The organism is Streptomyces sp. NPDC027962, from assembly GCF_055566095.1.
Genome location: NZ_JBVHTA010000026.1, coordinates 48,543 through 67,398, shown reverse-complemented (window position 1 = coordinate 67,398; position 18,856 = coordinate 48,543). Strand labels below are relative to the sequence as shown.

At 75.8% G+C, this 18,856-nt stretch carries 7 protein-coding genes; all 7 read right to left on the bottom strand.

Annotated features, from left to right (window positions below):
- Positions 1-17 precede the first annotated feature (17 nt).
- The 7 genes from ACZ4SA_RS23375 to ACZ4SA_RS23345 are packed head-to-tail and all read right to left on the bottom strand — an operon-like array spanning position 18 to position 18,846.
- Positions 18-8,189 (bottom strand): amino acid adenylation domain-containing protein, encoded by an 8,172-nt coding sequence (locus tag ACZ4SA_RS23375; protein WP_468277674.1) that lies wholly within the window; start codon positions 8,187-8,189, stop codon positions 18-20.
- A gap of 25 nt (positions 8,190-8,214) precedes the next feature.
- Positions 8,215-14,481, bottom strand: a complete 6,267-nt coding sequence (locus ACZ4SA_RS23370) for an SDR family NAD(P)-dependent oxidoreductase (protein ID WP_468277671.1) — start codon at positions 14,479-14,481, stop codon at positions 8,215-8,217.
- 49 nt (positions 14,482-14,530) lie between these two features.
- Positions 14,531-15,301: a polyketide synthase gene (locus ACZ4SA_RS23365; protein WP_468277668.1), complete on the bottom strand. Its 771-nt coding sequence runs from the start codon at positions 15,299-15,301 to the stop codon at positions 14,531-14,533.
- The gene (locus ACZ4SA_RS23360) at positions 15,298-16,050 is read right to left on the bottom strand and encodes an enoyl-CoA hydratase/isomerase family protein (protein ID WP_468277665.1); all 753 of its coding nucleotides are present in this window, start codon (positions 16,048-16,050) and stop codon (positions 15,298-15,300) included. Before ACZ4SA_RS23360 ends, ACZ4SA_RS23365 begins: the two co-directional genes overlap by 4 nt.
- On the bottom strand, positions 16,047-17,297 hold the full coding sequence (locus ACZ4SA_RS23355; protein ID WP_468277664.1) for a hydroxymethylglutaryl-CoA synthase family protein: 1,251 nt from the start codon (positions 17,295-17,297) through the stop codon (positions 16,047-16,049). The genes ACZ4SA_RS23360 and ACZ4SA_RS23355 overlap by 4 nt, the downstream gene beginning before the upstream one ends.
- A 32-nt stretch (positions 17,298-17,329) precedes the next feature.
- Positions 17,330-18,598, bottom strand: coding sequence for a beta-ketoacyl synthase N-terminal-like domain-containing protein (locus ACZ4SA_RS23350; RefSeq protein WP_468277661.1), 1,269 nt, complete (start codon positions 18,596-18,598; stop codon positions 17,330-17,332).
- Entirely contained in the window at positions 18,595-18,846 is a 252-nt protein-coding gene (locus ACZ4SA_RS23345) for an acyl carrier protein (protein WP_468277659.1), read from the bottom strand. Before ACZ4SA_RS23345 ends, ACZ4SA_RS23350 begins: the two co-directional genes overlap by 4 nt.
- Positions 18,847-18,856 lie beyond the last annotated feature (10 nt).

The window sequence follows — 18,856 nt, the reverse complement described above, 5'->3', positions numbered from 1 at the left end:
GAAGTCGGTGGGTCGGGTCAGAGGGCGACAGCGGTGGCCGTGGCGGGGTAGGCCTCGTCGGCGAGAGCGCCGAGGTCGGCCGCGGTGAACAAGGTCTCCAGCGCAAGCTCGCGTCCGCCGTCCGCGGCGATCCGCGCGGCGATCCGCAGCAGCTGCCGGCTGGTCGCCCCGAGCGCGAACAGGTCCTGGCGTGCGTCGAGTTGCACCGCGTCCGCGCCGATCTCCGCGGCGACGACACGCGCGAGCCGCGCGAACGCGGAGCCGGGGCCGTGGGGTGCGGGGGCGGCGGGAGTCTCGGGGGCGGGGGTCTCGGGGGCGGGGGCACTGCCCCCGATCCCCCACACGGCCTCCATCCGCGCGGACAGCGAGGCGGCGGGCGCGGGGCGTTCGGCCCCACGCGGTGCGGCCGGTGATGCGGGCGGTCCGTCCGCCGCGAGCGGGTGCTCGCCGGGCCCGGCGGGCTCCGCCGTGGCGCTGGACCCGGCGGACACGGACGCGGCGGGCGCAACGGGCGGTGTGTGCCCGCCCTGCGGGTGCGACGCTCCCGTGGCGGGCGCCGGGACGGGCGGCGTCCCGGTTCCGGCCGCTGCCGTGGGCGCGGCCTCGGAGGGCGCAGGCTCGGAGGGCTCCGTGGGCGCGGCCTCGGCGGGCGCGCTGCCTCCCCCTGCGGAGGCCGTGGGCGCGGGCCCGGCGGGTGGGGTGGGCAGGGGGAAGGTGCGGCGCGTCAGGGGCGTTGCGGGGAGGGACGCGCGGGGGGTGGTCAGGGGCGGCCAGGCCGGGGCCTCGCCGCTCAGCCAGGCCTCGAGCGCGGCACTCTCCTCGCCGGATGCCGGGGCGTGGCGTTCCAGGATGCCGGGGCCTTCGGTGCGCACGCGCCGGGCGAGGGCGCGCAGGGCGGCCGGGGCGGTGGTGCGGTCCGCCAGGATGCCGGCGCGGGCCGGGCGGTCGGGGCGGCCCTCGCGCAGGGCGCGGGCCACCGGGCCGGTGTCCAGGTGCGGGTCGTCCTCCCAGGCGGCGGCGAGCCGGTCCGCGAGGTCGGCCAGGTTCCCAGGCGTGTCCGCCGACAGCGGCAGCGCCAGGGCGGCCGTGTCGCCGGTGCCCGCCGCCGGTGCGGGGGGCTCTTCCACGACGAGGCTGCCGTAGGAGCCGCCGCCGGCGAAGCCGTTGACGAGGACCCGGCGGGCGGCTCCCGGTGCGGTGCGCCAGTGGTCGGCGCCTGGCCGGGCCAGGGTCACCGTGTCTTCGGTGCGGGCAAGCGCCGGGTTGAGGGCCGACGTCAGCCGGGTCGGATACAGGGCGGGGCGACGGAACTGTGCGACGAGCTTGCCGAGCTGCGCGAAGATCGACGCGGCCTCCAGGTGCCCGGTGTTCGGCTTGACGGTTCCCACCGGCACCGGGCCTGCGCCGTCGTGGCCGCCCTGGTCGAACAGCCGCGTAAGGGCGGTGAACTCGAGCGCGTCGGCGAGCGCAGCGCCGGCCGCGGCGGCCTCCACGTAGCCGATGTCGGCGGGCGCGAGGCCGGCGTCGTCGAGCGCGGCGCGCATCGTCTCCTCCTGCCGCCGCGGGTCGGGGATGCCGAACTGCCGTGTGGTGCCGGAGTGCTGGAGCGCCGCGCCGCGCAGGACGGCGTGCACCGGGTCGCCGTCGGCCAGGGCGCGCTCCAGCGGTTTGAGGAGTACGGCGCCGACGCCTTCGCCGACCAGCCAGCCGCCGGCACGGTCGGTGAAGGCGCACGAGTCGGCGTCGTCGGCGAGCAGGCCCATCTCGGACAGGACGTCGAGGTGGTCGGGGTGGAGCACCAGGTTGGATCCGGCGGCCAGGGCGGCCTCGCAGCGGCCGCTCGCCACGGCCCGGAACGCGGCCTCGACGGCGGCCAGTCCGGAGACGCAGCCGGTGTCGATCACCACGCTCGGTCCGGTCAGTCCGAAGGCGTGGGAGGTGCGGTGGGCGAGCCCGCCGCGGGTGGCATGCGTGCTGCCCGAGGGGCGCTGTCCGGTGCGGGCGGCGACCCCGTACAGGGCGTGGTCCTGCCACATGGTGCCGACGAACACGCCGACCGGGCCGGCGGCGGCCAGCCGCTGCGGGGTGAGCGCGGCGTCCTCGAGGCAGCGGCGTGTCACGGACAGCAGCAGCCGCTCCTGCGGGTCGATGGCGGCGCCCTCGGCGTCCGCGATGCCGAACTCCTCCGCCTCCACGGACAGGACGTCCGCGAGGTAGCCGCCGGCCTGCGCGCCCTGGCGGCGGGCGTGGGAGCGCAGCGGCGCCCAGCGCTCGTGCGGGGCGGGCCCGGTCGCGGTGGCGCCTTGGGCCAGGAGCGTGTCGAGTTCGGCCAGGGTGCGGGCGCCGGGCAGGTCGGCGGCGAAGCCGACGACGGCCACGGCCCGTTCCTGGTCGCCCGCTCCCCCACCGCCGGCAGGGGCCGGGTCGGCGGCAGGGGCCGGGTCGGCGGTGAGGGCGGCGCGGGTGGCACGGCCTGTGGGGGTGAGGGCCCCGCCCCACAGGGACAGCAGCAGTTCCTGGTCGGCGTCGAGGGCGAAGTCGCCGCGGACGGCGTCGAAGTCCATCTCGCCCACCGCGCACAGGCCAAGGCCCCGTTCGGGGGCGCCGGTCAGCAGCAGCTGGGCGATGTGCCCGGCCTCGATGGTGGAGAAGCGGGCGGCGTTGCGCTCGCCGTAGGCGGGGGCGATGGCGGCGGGCGTGGACACGAGAAAGACGCCGAACGCGGACGCCTCGACGAGGGCCCGGTTGTGCAGGACGTGGAGGTCGGTGCCGTAGCGGGCGTCGGGCGCCAGCGCGATCAGGGAGTGCTCGGCGGGGTGCAGGTAGTACAGGCCGGGCTCGGCGCCGTCGACGGCGCCGGGCGCGATGTACACGTACACCTGGACGGGGTAGAAGCCGCCGCCGGAGGGGTAGCGGCGCTTGGCGCGGCCCTCCAGTTCGCCCCAGGTGACGGTGGACAGCAGGCGCAGCAGGTCGTGCGCGGGCAGCGGGCCGTGGTCGAACTCGCGGAACGAGGAGGCGTCGAACAGGGCGCGGGCCTCGCCGGGCCCGGCGGCCGGCACCGGAAGGCGGCGCATGGTCTGCGGCAGACGCCGTTCGGCGATACAGGCGTCCTTGAAGGCGGCCTTGGCCTTCGGGTCGAGCGCGATGCGCACATCGGCCGCCCGCCCAGCCCTCGGAGCCGCGGCGGGCGCGGCGGGCGCGGCGGGCGGGGCGGGCGGGGCGGGCGGGGCCGCGGAGGCGACGGAGGCGGCGATGCTGCGGGGCGTGGGGCTTTGGATCAGTACGTCGACGGGGACCTGCGCGCCCGACGCCGTCTCGATCTCCTGGGCGAGGCGGATCATCGTGAAGGAGGTCGCGCCGAGGTCGAACAGGTCGTCGTCCACGCCGACCCGGTCCACGCCCAGGACGGCGGCGGCCGTGCGGGCGAGGGTCTCGGCGGTGACCGTGCCGCCGGCCGGCGCGGACTGCGCCTGCGGGGCGGCGGGCAGAGCCGCGGGGAGGGCGGCGGCCGTCAGGGCGTTGAGCGTCGGCTTGCTGATGAGCGTGTCGACGGGCAGGGCGGTGCCGGTGAGCCGCTCGATCTCCTGGGCGAGGCGGATCATCGTGAACGAGGTCGCGCCGAGGTCGAACAGGTCGGCGTCGCCGTCGAGTTCGGCAACCCCCAGGACGGCGGCGACCGCGGCACGGACCTGCGCACGGACCGGCGTCCCGCCGGCAGCGGCCGGAACGGGCTCACGGGCCGCTTCGCAGGCGGGTTCGCGGGCCGGGTCCGGGACGGGCTCACAGGCCGGGGCGCGGGCGGGCTCGGGGGCGGGTTCGGGGCGGGGCGGGATGTCGAAGAGGCGGGCGGCGGCCTGCCGGTCGAGTTTCCCGTTCGTCGTCAGCGGCAGCCGGGCCACGAAGCAGAAGCGGCTCGGCACCAGGTACGCCGGCAGGCTCTCGCCCAGCGCGCGGCGCACCGCGGAGACCTTCGGGGCGCCGGCCCCGGCCGCTGCCACACACACCGCGGCCAGGGCCTGCTCGCCGGACGCCTCGTCGGCGACCGGCAGGACACGCGCCTCGGCGATGCCGCTCACCGCGGTGAGCGCCGCCTCGATCTCCTCCGGTTCGATGCGCAGCCCGCGCAGCTTGAACTGGCTGTCGATCCGGCCGAGGTAGCGGATCTGCCCGTCCGGGCCGAGCAGTCCCAGATCGCCCGTGCGGTACAGGCGCGGTGAGGGGTCGCGCGTGGGGAAGGGAGAGGGAATGAACCGCTGTGCGGTCATCTCGGGCCGCTGGTGGTAGCCGAGGGCGACCTGGGGGCCGCCGATGACGATCTCCCCGGGCACTCCGGGCTCGACCGGGCGCAGGTCTTCGTCCAGGAGGTGGACGGAGGTGTGGGCGACGGGCCGGCCGATCGGCACGGTCGGCTCGTCCCAGTCGGGGCGGCAGGCCCAGTGGGTGACGTCGATGGCGGCCTCGGTGGGCCCGTAGAGGTTGTGCAGCTCGGTGCCTGTGCCCAGGACGTCGTAGAAGTGGCGCATCGTGGCGACGGGCAGGGCCTCGCCGCTGGCGAACACGTAGCGCAGTGCGGTGCATTCGGCGGCCGTGGGGTGGCGCAGGAACATGCCGAGCACGGAGGGCACGAAGTGGGTGACGGTGACCTTCTCGTCGCGCAGCAGCCGGGCCAGGTAGGCGGGGTCGGCGTGGCCGTCGGGGCGGGCGACGACGATGCAGGCGCCCGCGATCAGGGGCCAGAAGAACTCCCAGGCCGACACGTCGAACCCGTACGGCGTCTTCTGCGCGACCCGGTCGGCGCCGTCGAGGGGGAAGCGTTCCTGCATCCACAGCAGGCGGTTGGCGACGCCCTGCTGGGTGTTGCGGCAGCCCTTGGGCTTTCCGGTGGTTCCGGAGGTGTAGATGGTGTAGACGGGGTCGTCGGCGCCGAGGGTGACGGCGGGCGGGGTGCTCGGGTACGACGCCAGCACGGCCCGGTCGGCGGGCCGGTCGGGGCAGACCACGTGGGCGCCCGCGGCGGCGGGGACGCCGGCGTGCGCCTGGTCGGCGACGACGACGCGGGCGCCGCTGTCGTCGAGGAGGTAGCGCACGCGCTCGGGCGGGTTGGCGGGGTCGACGGGCACGTAGACGGCTCCGGCGCGCACGATGCCGACGAGCGCGGTGACCAGGTCGGGCGAGCGGTCCATGTGCACGGCGACGTGGTCGCCCGGGCGTACGCCCAGGGCGTGCAGGTGGTGGGCCAGGCGGGCCGTTTGCTCGCCGAGCTGACGGTAGGTCGTCTCGCGGCCCTCGTGGCGTACGGCGGTGCGGTCGGCGCGGCCGGCGAGCCCGGACTCCAGCAGGCCGGCGAGGGTGAGGGCGCTGTTGTTGTCGACGGGGCCGACGACGCGCATGCCGGTGCCCTCGTCGGTGTGCCCGTCGATGTGCCCGTCGGCGGTGGCGGCCGGTGCCGGCCGCGCCGCCGGGGCCGCGGGGAGTGCGGGGGCGGCGGGGGTGGGCGGGTAGGTGTCGGCGTCCACGTGGGCGTCGGCGGCCAGCAGCCCTGCGGGGGTGGGCGCGGCGGCGGTGACGAACTGCCGTACCCGGCGGGCGTAGCGGTCGAACATCGTGTCCAGGCGGCGGGCGTCGAGCGTGCCGTCGGCGGCGTCCCACTGGCCGACGAGGTCGTCGCCGACGAGGAGCGGCACATGGTCGAGTGCGACCTGCGCGGTCTGCGACTGGCTGGTGCGCAGTGCCACGCCGGCCGGGTGCAGGGCAGGGTCGATCTCGGGGACGCGGGTGAAGACCACCGGCAGGCGCAGGGCGCCGCCGGAGCGGAAGACGCGGGTGCGCAGTTCGCCGAGGCCGGGGCGGATGTCGGAGCGTTCGAGGTCGGTGCGCACGCGGGCCCACAGTTCGCGGGCGCGGGCGGCGAAGTCCTCGGGCAGAGTGTCGTCGAGGGTGAGCCAGGCGAGCTGGGTGAAGTCGGCGACCATCGCGGCGGCGCCGGGCAGGCCGGCGGGCCGGTCCCAGGAGACGACGGTGACGGTGAAGGGCCCGCCGCCGGCGAACTCGGCGCGCAGTTCGTCGGTGTAGGCGGTGAGCAGGACCATGTCGGCGGGGACGCCGATGGCGGCGGCGTGCTCGGTCAGCCGGCGCCAGGAGCCGAGCGGGGCCCTGCGGTGGGCGCGCCCGGCGCCGGGTGCCGGGTCGGGCAGCGCCGGTCCGGGCGGCATGGAAGCGAACTTCTCGCGCCACGCGGCGCGGGCCGCCTCGCCCGCTCGGCTGCCGGGCCTGCCGGCGAGAGCCCGCAGATGGGGACGCGGGTCGGCCGGTGTGACAAGGACGCTGTCGTCGCCGTCGTGGAGGGCGAACAGCTGCCCGAACAGCAGGGCGAAGCTGCGGGCGTCGGCGAGCAGGGCGTCGAGGACGACGTGCAGCACGGTGGTGCCGTCGGGCAGGGCACTGGCTTCCAGCGCGTACAGGGGCGCGGCGCCGAGCGGGAACGCCTCGGCGCGCAGCCGTTCGCCGGTGGCGGCGAGCGCGGCCTGGGGGTCGGCGACGGCGGTGAGGTCGTGGCGGGCGATGCGGTAGCCCGCGGCCCGGTCGTGCGGCGCGACGGTGAGGGTGCCGTCGGCGTGGACGGCGGCGCGCAGCATGGGATGGTGGGCCACGAGCCGGTTCCAGGCCCGCTCCAGGCGGTCGATGTCGTGCCGCCCGAGGTCGAACTCCTGGTAGACGCGGGTCTGGGCGCCGCCGTCGAGGCCGCCGATCCGTCCCACCAGGTAGGCGGACTGGACCTCGGTGAGCGGCACCGGCGCATCGTCGTCAACCGGTGTTGCCGGGGCCGCGGAGGTGGTGCGGGGCTGGGCGGCGGGGGTGGCGAGGGCCGATGCGCCGTCGTCGGCGATCTGCTCCAGCAGCGCCCGCAGGGTGGCGAACGCGGCCCGGGTGCGGGCCGCGTCGAGGGCCGTCGGTGCGTAGTCCCACGACAGCAGCAGGGCCCCGTCGCGTTCCTGGACGCAGCTTTCCAGCTGCACGCCCGAGGTGAGGGTCGCCGAGGCGTCCTGGTCGATACGCGACGCCCAGTGGGCCGGGTCGCCGGCGGCGGCCAGGGTGCTGAGGCTGCCGAGGAGGCTGGTGAAGACCATGGGGACCGCGACGCCCCGGCGCCCGGGCTCGGTCCTGGCCCGCTCGCGCAGGGCGCGCACCCCGCTGACCGCGGAGTGCTCCAGGTCCTGCCACAGCCGGCTGCGCACCACATCCAGCCGCTCCCCAAAGGTGCCCTGCGGCGGCGGTGCCACGAACACGGAGGTGGACAGGAACGGGCCCACCACCCGTGCCACGTCCCGGTGCACGGGGCGCCGGTTGTAGGTGGTGAGCACCACCGGCAGCGGCGCGTCCCCCCCGCCCTGCACCGCGGCCGTGCACAGCGCCAGCAGCAGGGCGGTGGGGGTGGCCCGTACCTGCTTGGCCACGGCCTTCACCCGCTCCCACCGGTCGGGCTCCAGACGCAGCGCCAGCCGGGAGTGCGCCGCCGTGCCACCGGGGCCGGTGTGCTCGCCGGAGGGTGCGGCGAGCGGCAGCGGCACATCGAAGTCGACGCCGGCGAGCTGGGTTTGCCAGTAGTCGAGTGACGCGGCCGGGACCGGGGTCTGCCGGGCGGTGGTGACGTACTGGCGGAAGGAGATGCCGGGGGCTTCAGGCCAGGTGCCGTCGGTGTAGCGGGCGTACCACTGCTGCAGGAGCAGCGAGACGCTCGGCCCGTCGGCGATCAGCTCGTCGACGGTGAACAGCACCCGGGCACGCCCGGCGGGCAGGTGCGCGACGCGGACGGCGAACAGCGGCCACTGGTGGGCGTCGAAGCCGTCCAGGGCACGCCGGCGCAGCTGCTCGAGCGCCGTGGCCGCCTCGGCGGGGGCGGCGCCGGTCAGGTCGGTGCGCTCCAGGCGGTAGGGGCTCACGTGCGCGAGGACCTGCTGGCGGCCGTCGGGCAGGATGCGGGCGCGCAGCATGTCGGTGGCGGCCACCACGTCGTTCCAGGCGGCTTCCATACGGTCGGTGTCGAGGTGGTCCGCCTCGAACTCCAGATGGATCTGGGTTCCCGCGCCGGTGCCGCCGCCCAGGGTGCGTGCTGCGAGGAAGGACTCCTGGACTTCTGTGAGCGCGAACGGCTCGTAGCGGGTGTCGTCGGGGTCGGTCTGCGGCATGGCGGAGCTCCGGTTCCCTCTGCGGTCAGGCCCGGTCGGGGGCGTGAAGGGCGGACAGGTGGGCGAGGAGTTCGTCGACGCTGAACTCGCTCAGCAGCTGGAGCGGGAGCATCTCGCCGAACCGCTCGGTGATCTCGAAGCGGAGGTTCATCAGCCCCAGGGAGTCCACGCCGAGCTCGACGAGGGTGCGGCCGGTGTCGATGGGGCCCTCGGCGCCGGGGCCGGCGGCGAGTTCGCCGACGAGGGCGACGACGCCCGCCAGGCGCGGGTCGGACGCGACAGCAGGCGCGGGCGCGGGGCCGGGGGACGGGTCGGGGGCGGCCGGCCCGGGCGCGAGGGCCGGCCCGGGCGCGGCGGATTCGGGAGCGGCGGGTTCGGGAGCGGCGGGTTCGGGAGCGGGGGCCGGTCCGGGGGATGCCGCGGCGGGTTCGGGGGCGGGGGCCGGCGGGGTGGTGGTGGCCGGGTCCGGCAGCCAGCGCCGGGTGCGCAGGAACGCGGACGGCGGCAGCGGCACCACCGCCGCACCAGCACCAGCACCCGCGCCCGCGCCCGCGCCGGTGTCGGTGTCGGTGTCGGTGTCGGTGTCGGTGTCGGTGTCGAGGGTGTTCCAGTCGATCTCCCAGCCCGTCGACCACAGGTCGGCCAGCTGGTCCAGGCGTCCGGCCCGCCACAGGGTGGCGATGAGTTCGTCGGTCTCCGGCGCCTGGGCGGCCCGGTCGCGTGATGCGGTGCCGGTGTGCAGCGCCCGGACGGCCGGCCGGCCGTCCGCGAACGCGGCGAGGGCGGCAGCGAGTTCGGCGGCGTCGGTGGCGACGAGCGCGAGGCGGTGGTCGTGCGCCGCGCGGCCGGTGCGCAGGGTGCGGGCGAGGGCGCGCAGGCCGGTGGAGCTGCCGGGTCCGGCCAGGTGGCCGGCCAGGCGGCGGGCGGTGGCGGTGAGGTGCTCGCGGCTGGGGGCGGACAGCACCACCAGCTGCGGTGTGCCGTCGTGGGCGGGCTGCGGGGCGGGGGGCTCGTACTCCTCGACGATCACGTGGGCGTTGACGCCGCCGGCGCCGAACGAGCTGATGCCCGCCCGCCGCGGCAGCTCGCTTCCGTCCGTGTCCCGCAGGCGGGGCCAGGGGGCGGCCTCGTGCTGCACCGTGAACCGGCTGTCGGCGAGGCGTAGTTGGGGGTTGACCGGGTCGGCGTGCAGAGTGGGGGCGAGCGTCTTGTGCCGCAGCTGGAGCAGCACCTTGGTCAGGGCCGTGATCCCGGCGGCGGACTCGCCGTGGCCGACGGCGGACTTGACCGAACCGATCGAGCACGGCACACCGGCCGCGGCGCCGCGGCCGTAGGCGTCCTCCAGGGCGGCGAGTTCGACGGGGTCGCCGAGTTCGGTGCCGGTGCCGTGGGCCTCGATCACGTTCACGCTCGCCGCGTCGACCCCGCAGCGGCGCAGGGCCTCGCGCAGGACGCGGGCCTGTGCCCGGGGGCTGGGCGCGGTGAAACCGTTGGTGCGGCCGCCGTGCGCGACGGCGGTGCCGCGGACGAGGGCGTACACGGTGTCACCGTCGGCCAGTGCCCTCGAGAGTCGCTTGAGAACGACGGCGCCGGCGGCCTCGCCCGGCCCGAAGCCGGCGCCGCCGGCGCCGAAGCTGCGGCACAGGCCGTCCTCGGCGAGGAATCCCGACTGGCGCAGCATCCGGAACCGGGACGGGTGCAGGTAGAGGTTGACGCCGCCGACCAGGGCGGCCGCGCACTCGCCGTGCCGCAGTGCCTCGACGGCCTGGTGCACGGCGACGAGGGAGGACGAGCAGGCGGTGTCGACGGGCTGGCTGGGGCCGCGCAGGTCGAGGAGGTAGGAGAGCCGGTTGGGCAGCGACCAGTAGTGGCCGGAGGGCATGTCGCGCTCGCCGGCCGCCCAGCGCTCGGCACCCAGGAGCGGGTAGTCGGCGGAGGTGATGCCGGCGAAGACGCCGACGCTGCGGGGTTCGCCGTCCGGGGCGGTGAGTGCGTCGAGCCGGGCGCCGGTGAGTGAGGCGTCCTCCATCGCCTCCCAGGCGACCTCGAGGAACAGCCGCTCCTGGGGGTCGGTGAACGCGGCCTCGCGGGCGGAGAGTCCGAAGAACGCCGCGTCGAAGGCGTCGATACGGTCCAGGAAGTGCCCCTTGGCCCGGACGCCGCCGCTGTCGGCCCACCGGCCGGCGGGCAGGTCGCCGACGGTGTCCTTGCCGACGAGGAGGTTCTCCCAGAAGGCGTCCGGGCCGTCGGCGCCGGGGAAGCGCCCGGCGAGGCCGACGACGGCGAACGCCTCCTCCGCCGCCGCCGGCCCCGCGGCCGCCGCCTGCTCGGTACCCGACCGGGAAACGGCCGCGGGAACGGGCGCCGTTGCGAGGACTGTTGCGGGGGCGGGGGCGGGGGCGGGGGCGGGGGCGGGCTCGGGAACGGGGTCCGGGGTGGGGCGGGCGCGGGCGAGGTGGTCCGCGAGGTCGTTCACGTCGCGCAGGCCGAACAGGGCGTCCGGGCCGATCGGTGCGATACGGCTGCTCAGTTTCGAGGCGAGGGTGCGGATCATCACCGAGTCCAGGCCCAGCGCCTCCAGCGAGGTGCGCGGGCCGATCGTGTCGACGGCGTGGCCCAGGGTCTCGGCGACGGTGCGGGCCACCAGTGCCACCAGGTCCCGGTCCGCTCCCCGCGGCCGGCCCGTTGCCGCCGGTTCGGGGGCGGTGCGGGCCGGTCGCGGGGCGGCCTCCTGGGGCAGCAGGTGGAGGTCTTTCAGGTGGTGGTGCCAGACGTCGGCCCTGCCGTGGAAGAGGGAGACGACGCTCGGCCCGTCGCCGCCCAGCAGCCGCTGCAGTGCGCGGGTGCCGAGGCCGGCGGGCAGCGGGAGCATGCCGACGCGTTCCTCGACCACCTGCCGTACCGGCTCGGGGATCGTCATGCCCGGCACGTCCCACAGCGGCCACTGCACCGACAGGGTGCGCCCGTGCCGCTCCCCCGCCGCGACGCGGGCGGCGCGCTGTTCGGCGAAGGCGTCCAGTCGGCCGTTGGCGTAGGCGTAGTCGCACTGGCCGATGTTGCCGGTGACGGCCGCGACCGAGGAGAACAGGGCGAAGACGTCCAGCGGCAGGTGGGCGGTGGCCTGGTCCAGCGCGGTGGCGCCGGCCGCCTTGGGGGCCAGGGCCGCGGCCACGTCGTCGGTGTGCTTGCGCAGCAGGTAGGCGTCGCGGACGACGCCGGCCGCGTGGAAGACGCCGTGGAGTGCGCCTTCGTGGTCGAGGATGTCGCGGACGAGTGCGGCGGCCGCGCCGGGTGCGGTGATGTCGGCCTGCACGTAGCGCACCGCGCTGCCGGCGGCGGGGCGGTGTGCCTGATCGAGGCCGGCCAGGGGGGTGCGGCCGCACACGACGACGCGGGCGCCGGGGGTGGCGGTGAGCCGGCGGGCGAGGTCGCGTCCGATGCCGCCCGTGCCGCCGGTGATCAGGTAGACCCCGTCGGGGCGGGGGGTCCAGGCGCCCGGGGGCAGGTGGGCCGGGTGCAGGACGCGGCGCTTCCTGCACCCGTCGCGCAGGTCGGCGAGGTGGCCGAACTCGGCGTCGGGTGCGGCCAGCTCGGCCCGAATGCGGGAGGCGGCCGGGGCGCCGTCGTCGATGACGAGGAGGGCGCGGCCGTCGATGCGGGGGTTTTCCTGGCGCAGGCTCTGCAGCAGGGCGCGGGCCGCGTCGGCGCGCAGCGGGTCGGTGGTGACGGCGAGGAGGGTGATGCGCTGGGTGCGGAAGGCCGCCAGTACCCGGCGCAGCGTGTCGAAGGCGGCCACGTCGTCGGCGGTGTCGTCGCCGGTGAGGCGCAGCACGAGGGCGACGGCGGCGGGTGCGGTGTCCTGCAGTGCCGCCAGGTCGCCGGGGTGGTGTGCGCCCAGTGCGGCGGCCAGGTCGCCGGCCGTGTCGTGCGCGACGAGCGCCGTGGTGGGCGGCTGCCGGTCGGGCAGCGGGGCATCCTGCCAGCCGGGCGTGTGGAGCACCAGGGCGTCGAGGAGATCCTCGTGCGGGTCGGTGGTTGTGCCGGTGCCGGTGGTGGTGCCAGTGCCGGTGGTGGGGGTGGCGGGGGTGCCGGTGGTGCCGGTGGCGGGGGTGGCGGGGGTGGCGGGGGTGGCGTAGTGGCGGTCGGTGGCGAAGGCGTAGCCGGGTGCGGAGATCGTGCGGTGCTGCGTGGGCGGGCAGATGCGGGTCCAGTCGACCGGGTGGCCTGCCACGTAGCGGCGGGCCGTCTCACGGCGCGGGTCGGGGTGGTCGTCGTCGGAGTGGTCGTCGTGGGGGTGATCCGGGGTGGGTTCGATGCGGCGTTCGTCGTCGTGGCCGGTGGCGAGCCGGTCGAGGGAGTCGAGGAGTTCGTCGCGGTCGGCGACCAGGAGGGCCACCCGGTGGCGGTGGTGGTCGCGGGCGCAGGCGAGGGTGTGGGCGAGGTCGGTGAGGGCGGCGTCGGCGCCGGCGGGTGAGCGCAGCCAGCGGGCGAGTTCGGCGGCGCGGGCGGCCGGGGCGGTGGGCCGGCGGCCGGAGAGGGGGACGGTCACGGGCCGGTCGGCGGCGGGGCTGGTGCGGGCGGTCGGTGGGGCCTGTTCGACGACGACGTAGGCGTTGGTGCCGCTGAATCCGAAGGAGCTGACGGAGGCGCGGCGGGGCCGCCCGCCGGGGGTGGCGGGCAGGGTGCGGCGCTCGGTGGCGACGGTGAAGGGCCCCTCGCCGAAGGGGATGGCCGGGTTGAGGGTGTCGGCGGTGCAGTGCAGGGACGGCGGGATGTGGCCGGTGCGTACGACGCCGATGGCCTTGAGCAGGCCGGCGAGGCCGGCGGCGGCGGCGGTGTGGCCGACGTTGCCCTTGACGGAGCCGATCGGGACGCTGCCGGGCGGCAGGCCGGCGGGGGCGAACACCCGGTTGAGGGCGGTGACTTCGATGGGGTCGCCGAGGGGGGTGCCGGTGCCGTGGCACTCGGCGTAGTCGATGCCGGAGGGGTCGAGGTTGAAGCGGTTCAGGGTGTCGGCGACGAGGCGGGCCTGGGAGGCGGCGCTGGGGGCGGTGATGCCGTTGGTGCGGCCGTCCTGGCCCAGGCCGCCGGCGCGGATGACGGCGTGGACGGGGTCGCCGTCGGACAGTGCCTGTGACAGGGGTTTGAGGACGACGACGGCGCAGCCCTCTCCGGGGACGATGCCGTCGGCGGCGGCGTCGAAGGGGCGGCAGCGGCCGGTGGGCGAGAGCATCCCGGCGCGGCTCATGAACACGTGCGGCAGTTCGGTGAGGTAGAGGGTGACGCCGCCGACGAGCATCATGTCGGCCTCACCGAGCCACAGTGACTGGCAGGCCTGGTGGAGGGCGACGAGCGAGGACGAGCAGGCCGTGTCGACGGTGACGGCGGGGCCTTTGAGGTCGAGGTGGTAGGCGATGCGGGCGGCGAGGAGGGAGTTGGAGTTGCCCTGCATGACCTGGGCGAGACGGGCGTGATCGCTGGTGCGTTCGATGAGGTCCTGGTAGTCGTTCATCATGACCCCGGCGTGGACGCCGCAGCGGGTGCCGGCGAGGTCCGCGGTGCGCTGCCCGGCGTGCTCGAGGGCACGCCAGGCCTCCTGGAGGAAGAGGCGGGCCTGCGGGTCGGTGAGTTCGGCCTCGCGGGGCGGCATCTTGAAGAACTCGGCGTCGAATCGGTCGACGCCGTCGACGAACGCGCCCCACTTGGACACGGACTTGCCCTCGGCCTCGGGGCTGGGGTCGTAGTGCTCCTCGATCCGCCACCGCTCGGCGGGCACCTCGGTGACGAGGTCGTCGCCGTCCAGGAGCCGCTGCCAGAACGTATCGGCGTCACCGGCCCCCGGAAAGCGGGCGCTGTACCCGATGACGGCGATGGCCTCCCGCTCACCGGCCGCGGGGGCGGTGGCCGCGGCCGGCTGAGCGAGGCTCGCCTCGGCCGCGGCTGCGTGCAGCAGGGCCGCCGCCTGCGCGCGGCTGACCGCGCCGCGCGCCGCGGTCGCCGGGGTATCGCCCGGGACGGACGCGAGCGGGGGCTCCTCCCCCGCCGCCCGCAACAAGGGGGCCGCCTGCGCGCGGTCCACACCACCGGTCGGCGGTGCGGCGGCAGTTGATGCCACCGCCTGGGCACGGCCCGGAGCGGGGCGACCCGCCTCGGCCGCGGCCGCCCGCAACAGCACAGCCGCCTGGGCCCGGCTCACCGCGGATGCCGCGGGCACCCGGGCATCGCCCGGGGCGGACGACGGGGTCTCCCCCGTGGCGGGGGGCGGCGTGGTCAGGATCTCTTTCGCGTCCATCGGTTCGGTTCCCTCGGTCCTCGCATGGCAGGGGCGGGCGGTCGTGCGGTCAGCGGCCGGGGTCGCCGTATCCGGCGACGATGCGGTCGAGCACCTCGGGCAGCCGGAACGAGGTGCGGTGCAGGGCGGCCTCGCGGGCGATCGCGGCGTCGGTGGCGGCCAGCAGCGGCGCGGCGAGTTCTCGTTTGAGGAGTTCGACCGAGGCGCGGGGCGGTCCGCACATCGACAGCGCCAGCTCCCGTGCGGTGCGCGGTACGTCGGTGTGCGCGGCCACGCGGATCGGGGCGCCGCGTTCGCGCAGTTCGGCGCCGCGGTAGTTGCGGGCGGTGTAGAGCATTTCGGTGCCCAGTTCGCGGCCGAAACGGGACGGGAACAGGTGGGTGGCGCCCATGCCGGGGGTGAAGCCGTAGTTCATGAAGTTGCCCGCGTACAGGGAGCGTTCGCTGAAGACGGCGAAGTCGGCGTACAGGGCCAGGACGAGGCCGCCGCCGATGGCGTGGCCCTGGAGGGAGGCGATCACCGGCAGTGGGCAGCGGGCGAAGACGCGGAAGAAGTCGTCGGTGTCGAAGGTGGCGTCGCCGCGGGCGAAGTTGATCAGTTCGCGGCGGGTGCCGCCGGCGCAGAACAGCTCGGGCCGGCCTTCGACGAGGACGGCGCGGGTGTGCGGGTCGGCGGCGGCGCGTTCGACGCAGTCGACGAGTCCTTGGGTCAGTGCGGGCGAGAAGGTGTTGCGGCTTGCGGTGTCGTCCATGGTGACGACGGCCAGCGGCCCTTCCCGGGTGAGCCGGACAACGGCGGCGGGGTCGGCGGGTGTGTTCATGCGGCGCGCTCCGGGGTGGCCAGCCGGCCGATGAGCCGGTGGACGTCCGGGTCGGCGAGCCGGTCGAGGAAGGTGCGGGTGGCGTCCAGGCCCAGGTGTGTGTCGCGGGGGAAGAGTCTGGCCCGGTACTGCTTGAGCGCGCCGGTGGTGGTGCGCTCCACGCGGCTGAGGTGGACCAGGGTGCGGCGCAGTGCGCCTTCGGTGTCGCCGGTGGCCTCGTCGGCGAGGCCGGCGGCGTGGGCGGCGGCCGCATCGAGGTCCTCGGCGAGCAGGGTGGCGGAAAAGGCGCGCTGTTCGCCGGTGCGGCGGGCCACGAAGGGCAGGGCCATGGCGGGCACGAGGCCCACCAGGGCTTCGGTGAGCCGGAAACGGGCGCGGGGGCCTGCGATGACGAGGTCGCAGGCGGCGGCCAGTCCCACTCCGCCGGCGCTCGCGCGCCCGTCGACGACGGCGACGGTGACGACGGGGGTGCACGTCAGGCGCTCCAGCAGCCGCCAGTACGGGAGTTCTTCCATGTCGCCGGCGGCGGGCAGGGGGGCGGGCACCGGGTCCGACAGGTCGGTTCCCGCGCAGAAGTCGTCGCCGCGCGCGCACAGGACCAGGACGCGGCAGCCGGTGTCGGCCTCGGCGGCGTCCACGGCGGCGTGCAGGTTGTCCAGGAGCAGCGGGGTGATGGCGTTGCGGTGTTCGGGGGCCTCGAGGCGGGCGCGGATCACGCCGCGGGCGCGGGTGAGGGTGACGGCGGTCATCGGGCGGCTCCGTCGAGCCACACGTACTCGCGGTGGTAGTCGCGCACGGCGGACAGGACCAGGCGGCGGCCGCCGGTGAAGCGGGCCTTGGTGATCTGCGGGAAGCGGTCGAGGTCGAAGGTGAAGTCCCGCATGCCGAACTTCAGTTCGGCGGTGGCGGTCAGGAGTTCGTCGTACTCGTCCATGCTCAGCTCGTAGCGGGCGTCGAGTGCTTCGCGGATGCCCATGGCGCGCACGGCGCGCTGCGAGTCGGGGGTGATGGTGACGCTGTAGAACTCGGAGGCGCAGCCGGAGCCGTAGGAGAAGACGCCGACGCGGCGTTCGCGGTCGACGACGGCGTTGGCGATGGTGGACGCGAGGGCGAGGTGGACGGTGCCGGCGTAGATGTTGCCGACCTGCTGGGGGTACTGGACGGCCGCGCCGAGGCGGGTGGTGAAGTCGTCCTCGACGGTCTGCGGGTCGAGGCCGCGCTTGAGTGTGCGCAGCGCGGCCCGGTGGGCTCCCTTGACCATGCCGGGGAAGGGGGTGTGCATGGCCAGCAGGTCGAAGGTGTCGACGAAGTCGGCGCCCTCGACCTTGCGGGCGTAGTCGGTGAAGGAGCCCTTGAGGCAGTCGATGAACGTCAGGAGCGACAGGTCGGTGTCGCCGGCCTCGGCCTCCGGGTCGGGGCGGCAGGTGTCCATGACCTCGTAGGAGTGGAAGCCGCCTGCGCCGGGGTCGAAGGCGGCGACGACCGGGTTGTCGCCGACGAGCATGGCCATGGCGCCGGCGCCCTGGCTGGGTTCGACGTAGGTGTGCGGCACGGGGCGCGCCACGTCGCTGCTGATGACGAGGGCCTTGGTGCCCTCGAAGGGGCTGGCGGCGACGACGGCGGCGGCCATCTGCAGGGCGGCGGTGCCGCTGTAGCAGGCCTGCTTGGTCTCGAACAGGCGGCAGCTGCGCGGCAGGCCGAGGTGGTCGTGGACGTAGGTGGCGAGCGACTTGCCGAAGTCGACGCCGGACTCGGTGCCGACGATGAGGAGTTCGATCGCGTCGCGTTCGGCGTCGGTGAGGGCGTCGACGAGGGGTTTGGCGGCGTTGACGGCGAAGGACACGGCGTCCTCGCAGTGCAAGGCGACGCTCTTGCGGGCCATCATCAGGTTGCCGATCCGGCTGTCGTCGAGGCCGCGGGCCGCGAACAGGGTCGGCACGTCGACGTAGGTCTCACCGCAGTAGGCGTTGATGGCTTCGATGCCGACCTGCTTCATGTCTTCTCCGTAACTGACAGGGTCGTGCGGCTTCAGGGCCGGGGGTCGGGGAGGCGGATCACCACGGAGGCGTTGATGCCGCCGAAGGCGAAGCTGTTGCTCAGCGCGCAGCGCAGCGGCCGCTGTTCGGCGGTGCGGCCGGCCAGCGGCAGGGGGGTGTCGGGCTGGTGCAGGTTCACGTTGGGGTGGACGGTGCCCGCCCTCAGTTGCGCGACGGTGGCGACCGCCTCGATCAGCCCGGCCGCGGACAGGCAGTGGCCGGTCAGCGGTTTGGTGGAGTTGATGCGCAGCGAGGGCCGGGTGCCGAACACCGCCTGCAGCGACGCTGCTTCGGTCGCATCGCCCAGCACGGAGCCGGTGCCGTGCGCGTTGACGTAATCGATGTCGTGGGGGCCGATGCCCGCGGCGTCGAGCGCGCTGCGCATGGCCGTCGCCTGGCCGGCGGCGTCGGGCTCGGTGCCGCGGCGGGCGTCCAGGCGCTGCCCGTGGCCGGTGATCTGCGCCAGCACGGGGGCGCCGCGCCTGTGGGCGGCATCGGGGTGTTCCAGGACGAGCGCGGCGGCGCCCTCGCCGCGGACGAAGCCCTGGCGTGCGGTGTCGAACGGGCGGCACATGCGGGCGGGTTCGTCACGGAAGTGTTCGTGCGCCATCGCGCCGGTGCGGCGCAGCGCCTCGGCCTCCACCGGTGACAGTTCGGCCACCGGGGCGACGACGAGGGCGCGGTCGGCCCAGCCGGCGGCCACCAGGCGGGCCGCCTGGATCAGTGCGAGGGTGCCGCTGGCCGACGCGCCGCCCAGCGCCCAGCCCTCGGCACGGATGCCGGTCAGTTCGCTGACCGCGCCGACCACGTCCACATCGAGGTGGGTCAGCGCGTAGGAGGCGCGCAGCCGGCCGGGCGCCCGGTGGTGGCCCAGCACGGTCTGCGCCTGGTGGGCGAGGGCGAGATTGCTGCCGGCGACGATCAGCACGGTGGAATGGGCGAGTTGCTCCTCCTCCAGGCGCGCCTCGCGCACGGCGCGCAGCGCGACGCAGGCGGCGCTGCGTGCGGGCAGCGCCGCGCGGCCCGCGACCTTCCGCAGCCGGGCCGCCGCCTTCGGCGCGTCGGCGAGGTGGCGCCCGGCCCAGGCAGCGAGGTCGAATGCGGCGAGGGGGGCGAGGGGCAGCGCGTCGTCCTGTTCGCCGCCGAGGGTCACCGCGCTGCGGCCGGCGAGCAGGGCGGCGGTGAAGCCGTCCAGGTCCTCGGCGAGCGGGGTGAGCACCGCGGCGGCCGTGACGGCCACCGGGCCGGGCTTCACGCTCACGCGGGCGTGCTCCGGTGGGCGCGGAAGACCGCGACCAGCGAACGCAGGTCGTCGGCCTTGGTCAGGGCCGCGCCCGGCACCGTGATGCCGAGCTCGTCCTGGGCGGCGATCACGACGTCCATCCGGTCGATGGAGTTGGCGCCGAGATCGCGCATGCTGTGGTCGAGGGTGATCTCGATGTCGGCGGTCTCGGGCAGTACGTCCACGATCTGGGCGCGGATGACGGCGAAGATCTCGTCCTCGGTCATGGGTGGTTCG

What these genes read in the sequence shown, in the direction of transcription:
- ACZ4SA_RS23365 (WP_468277668.1), bottom strand. Translation starts at nt 15,301, where the DNA reads ATGAACACACCCGCCGACCCCGCCGCCGTTGTCCGGCTCACCCGGGAA.
- ACZ4SA_RS23375 (WP_468277674.1), bottom strand. Translation starts at nt 8,189, where the DNA reads ATGCCGCAGACCGACCCCGACGACACCCGCTACGAGCCGTTCGCGCTC.
- ACZ4SA_RS23345 (WP_468277659.1), bottom strand. Translation starts at nt 18,846, where the DNA reads ATGACCGAGGACGAGATCTTCGCCGTCATCCGCGCCCAGATCGTGGAC.
- ACZ4SA_RS23355 (WP_468277664.1), bottom strand. Translation starts at nt 17,297, where the DNA reads ATGAAGCAGGTCGGCATCGAAGCCATCAACGCCTACTGCGGTGAGACC.
- ACZ4SA_RS23370 (WP_468277671.1), bottom strand. Translation starts at nt 14,481, where the DNA reads ATGGACGCGAAAGAGATCCTGACCACGCCGCCCCCCGCCACGGGGGAG.
- ACZ4SA_RS23360 (WP_468277665.1), bottom strand. Translation starts at nt 16,050, where the DNA reads ATGACCGCCGTCACCCTCACCCGCGCCCGCGGCGTGATCCGCGCCCGC.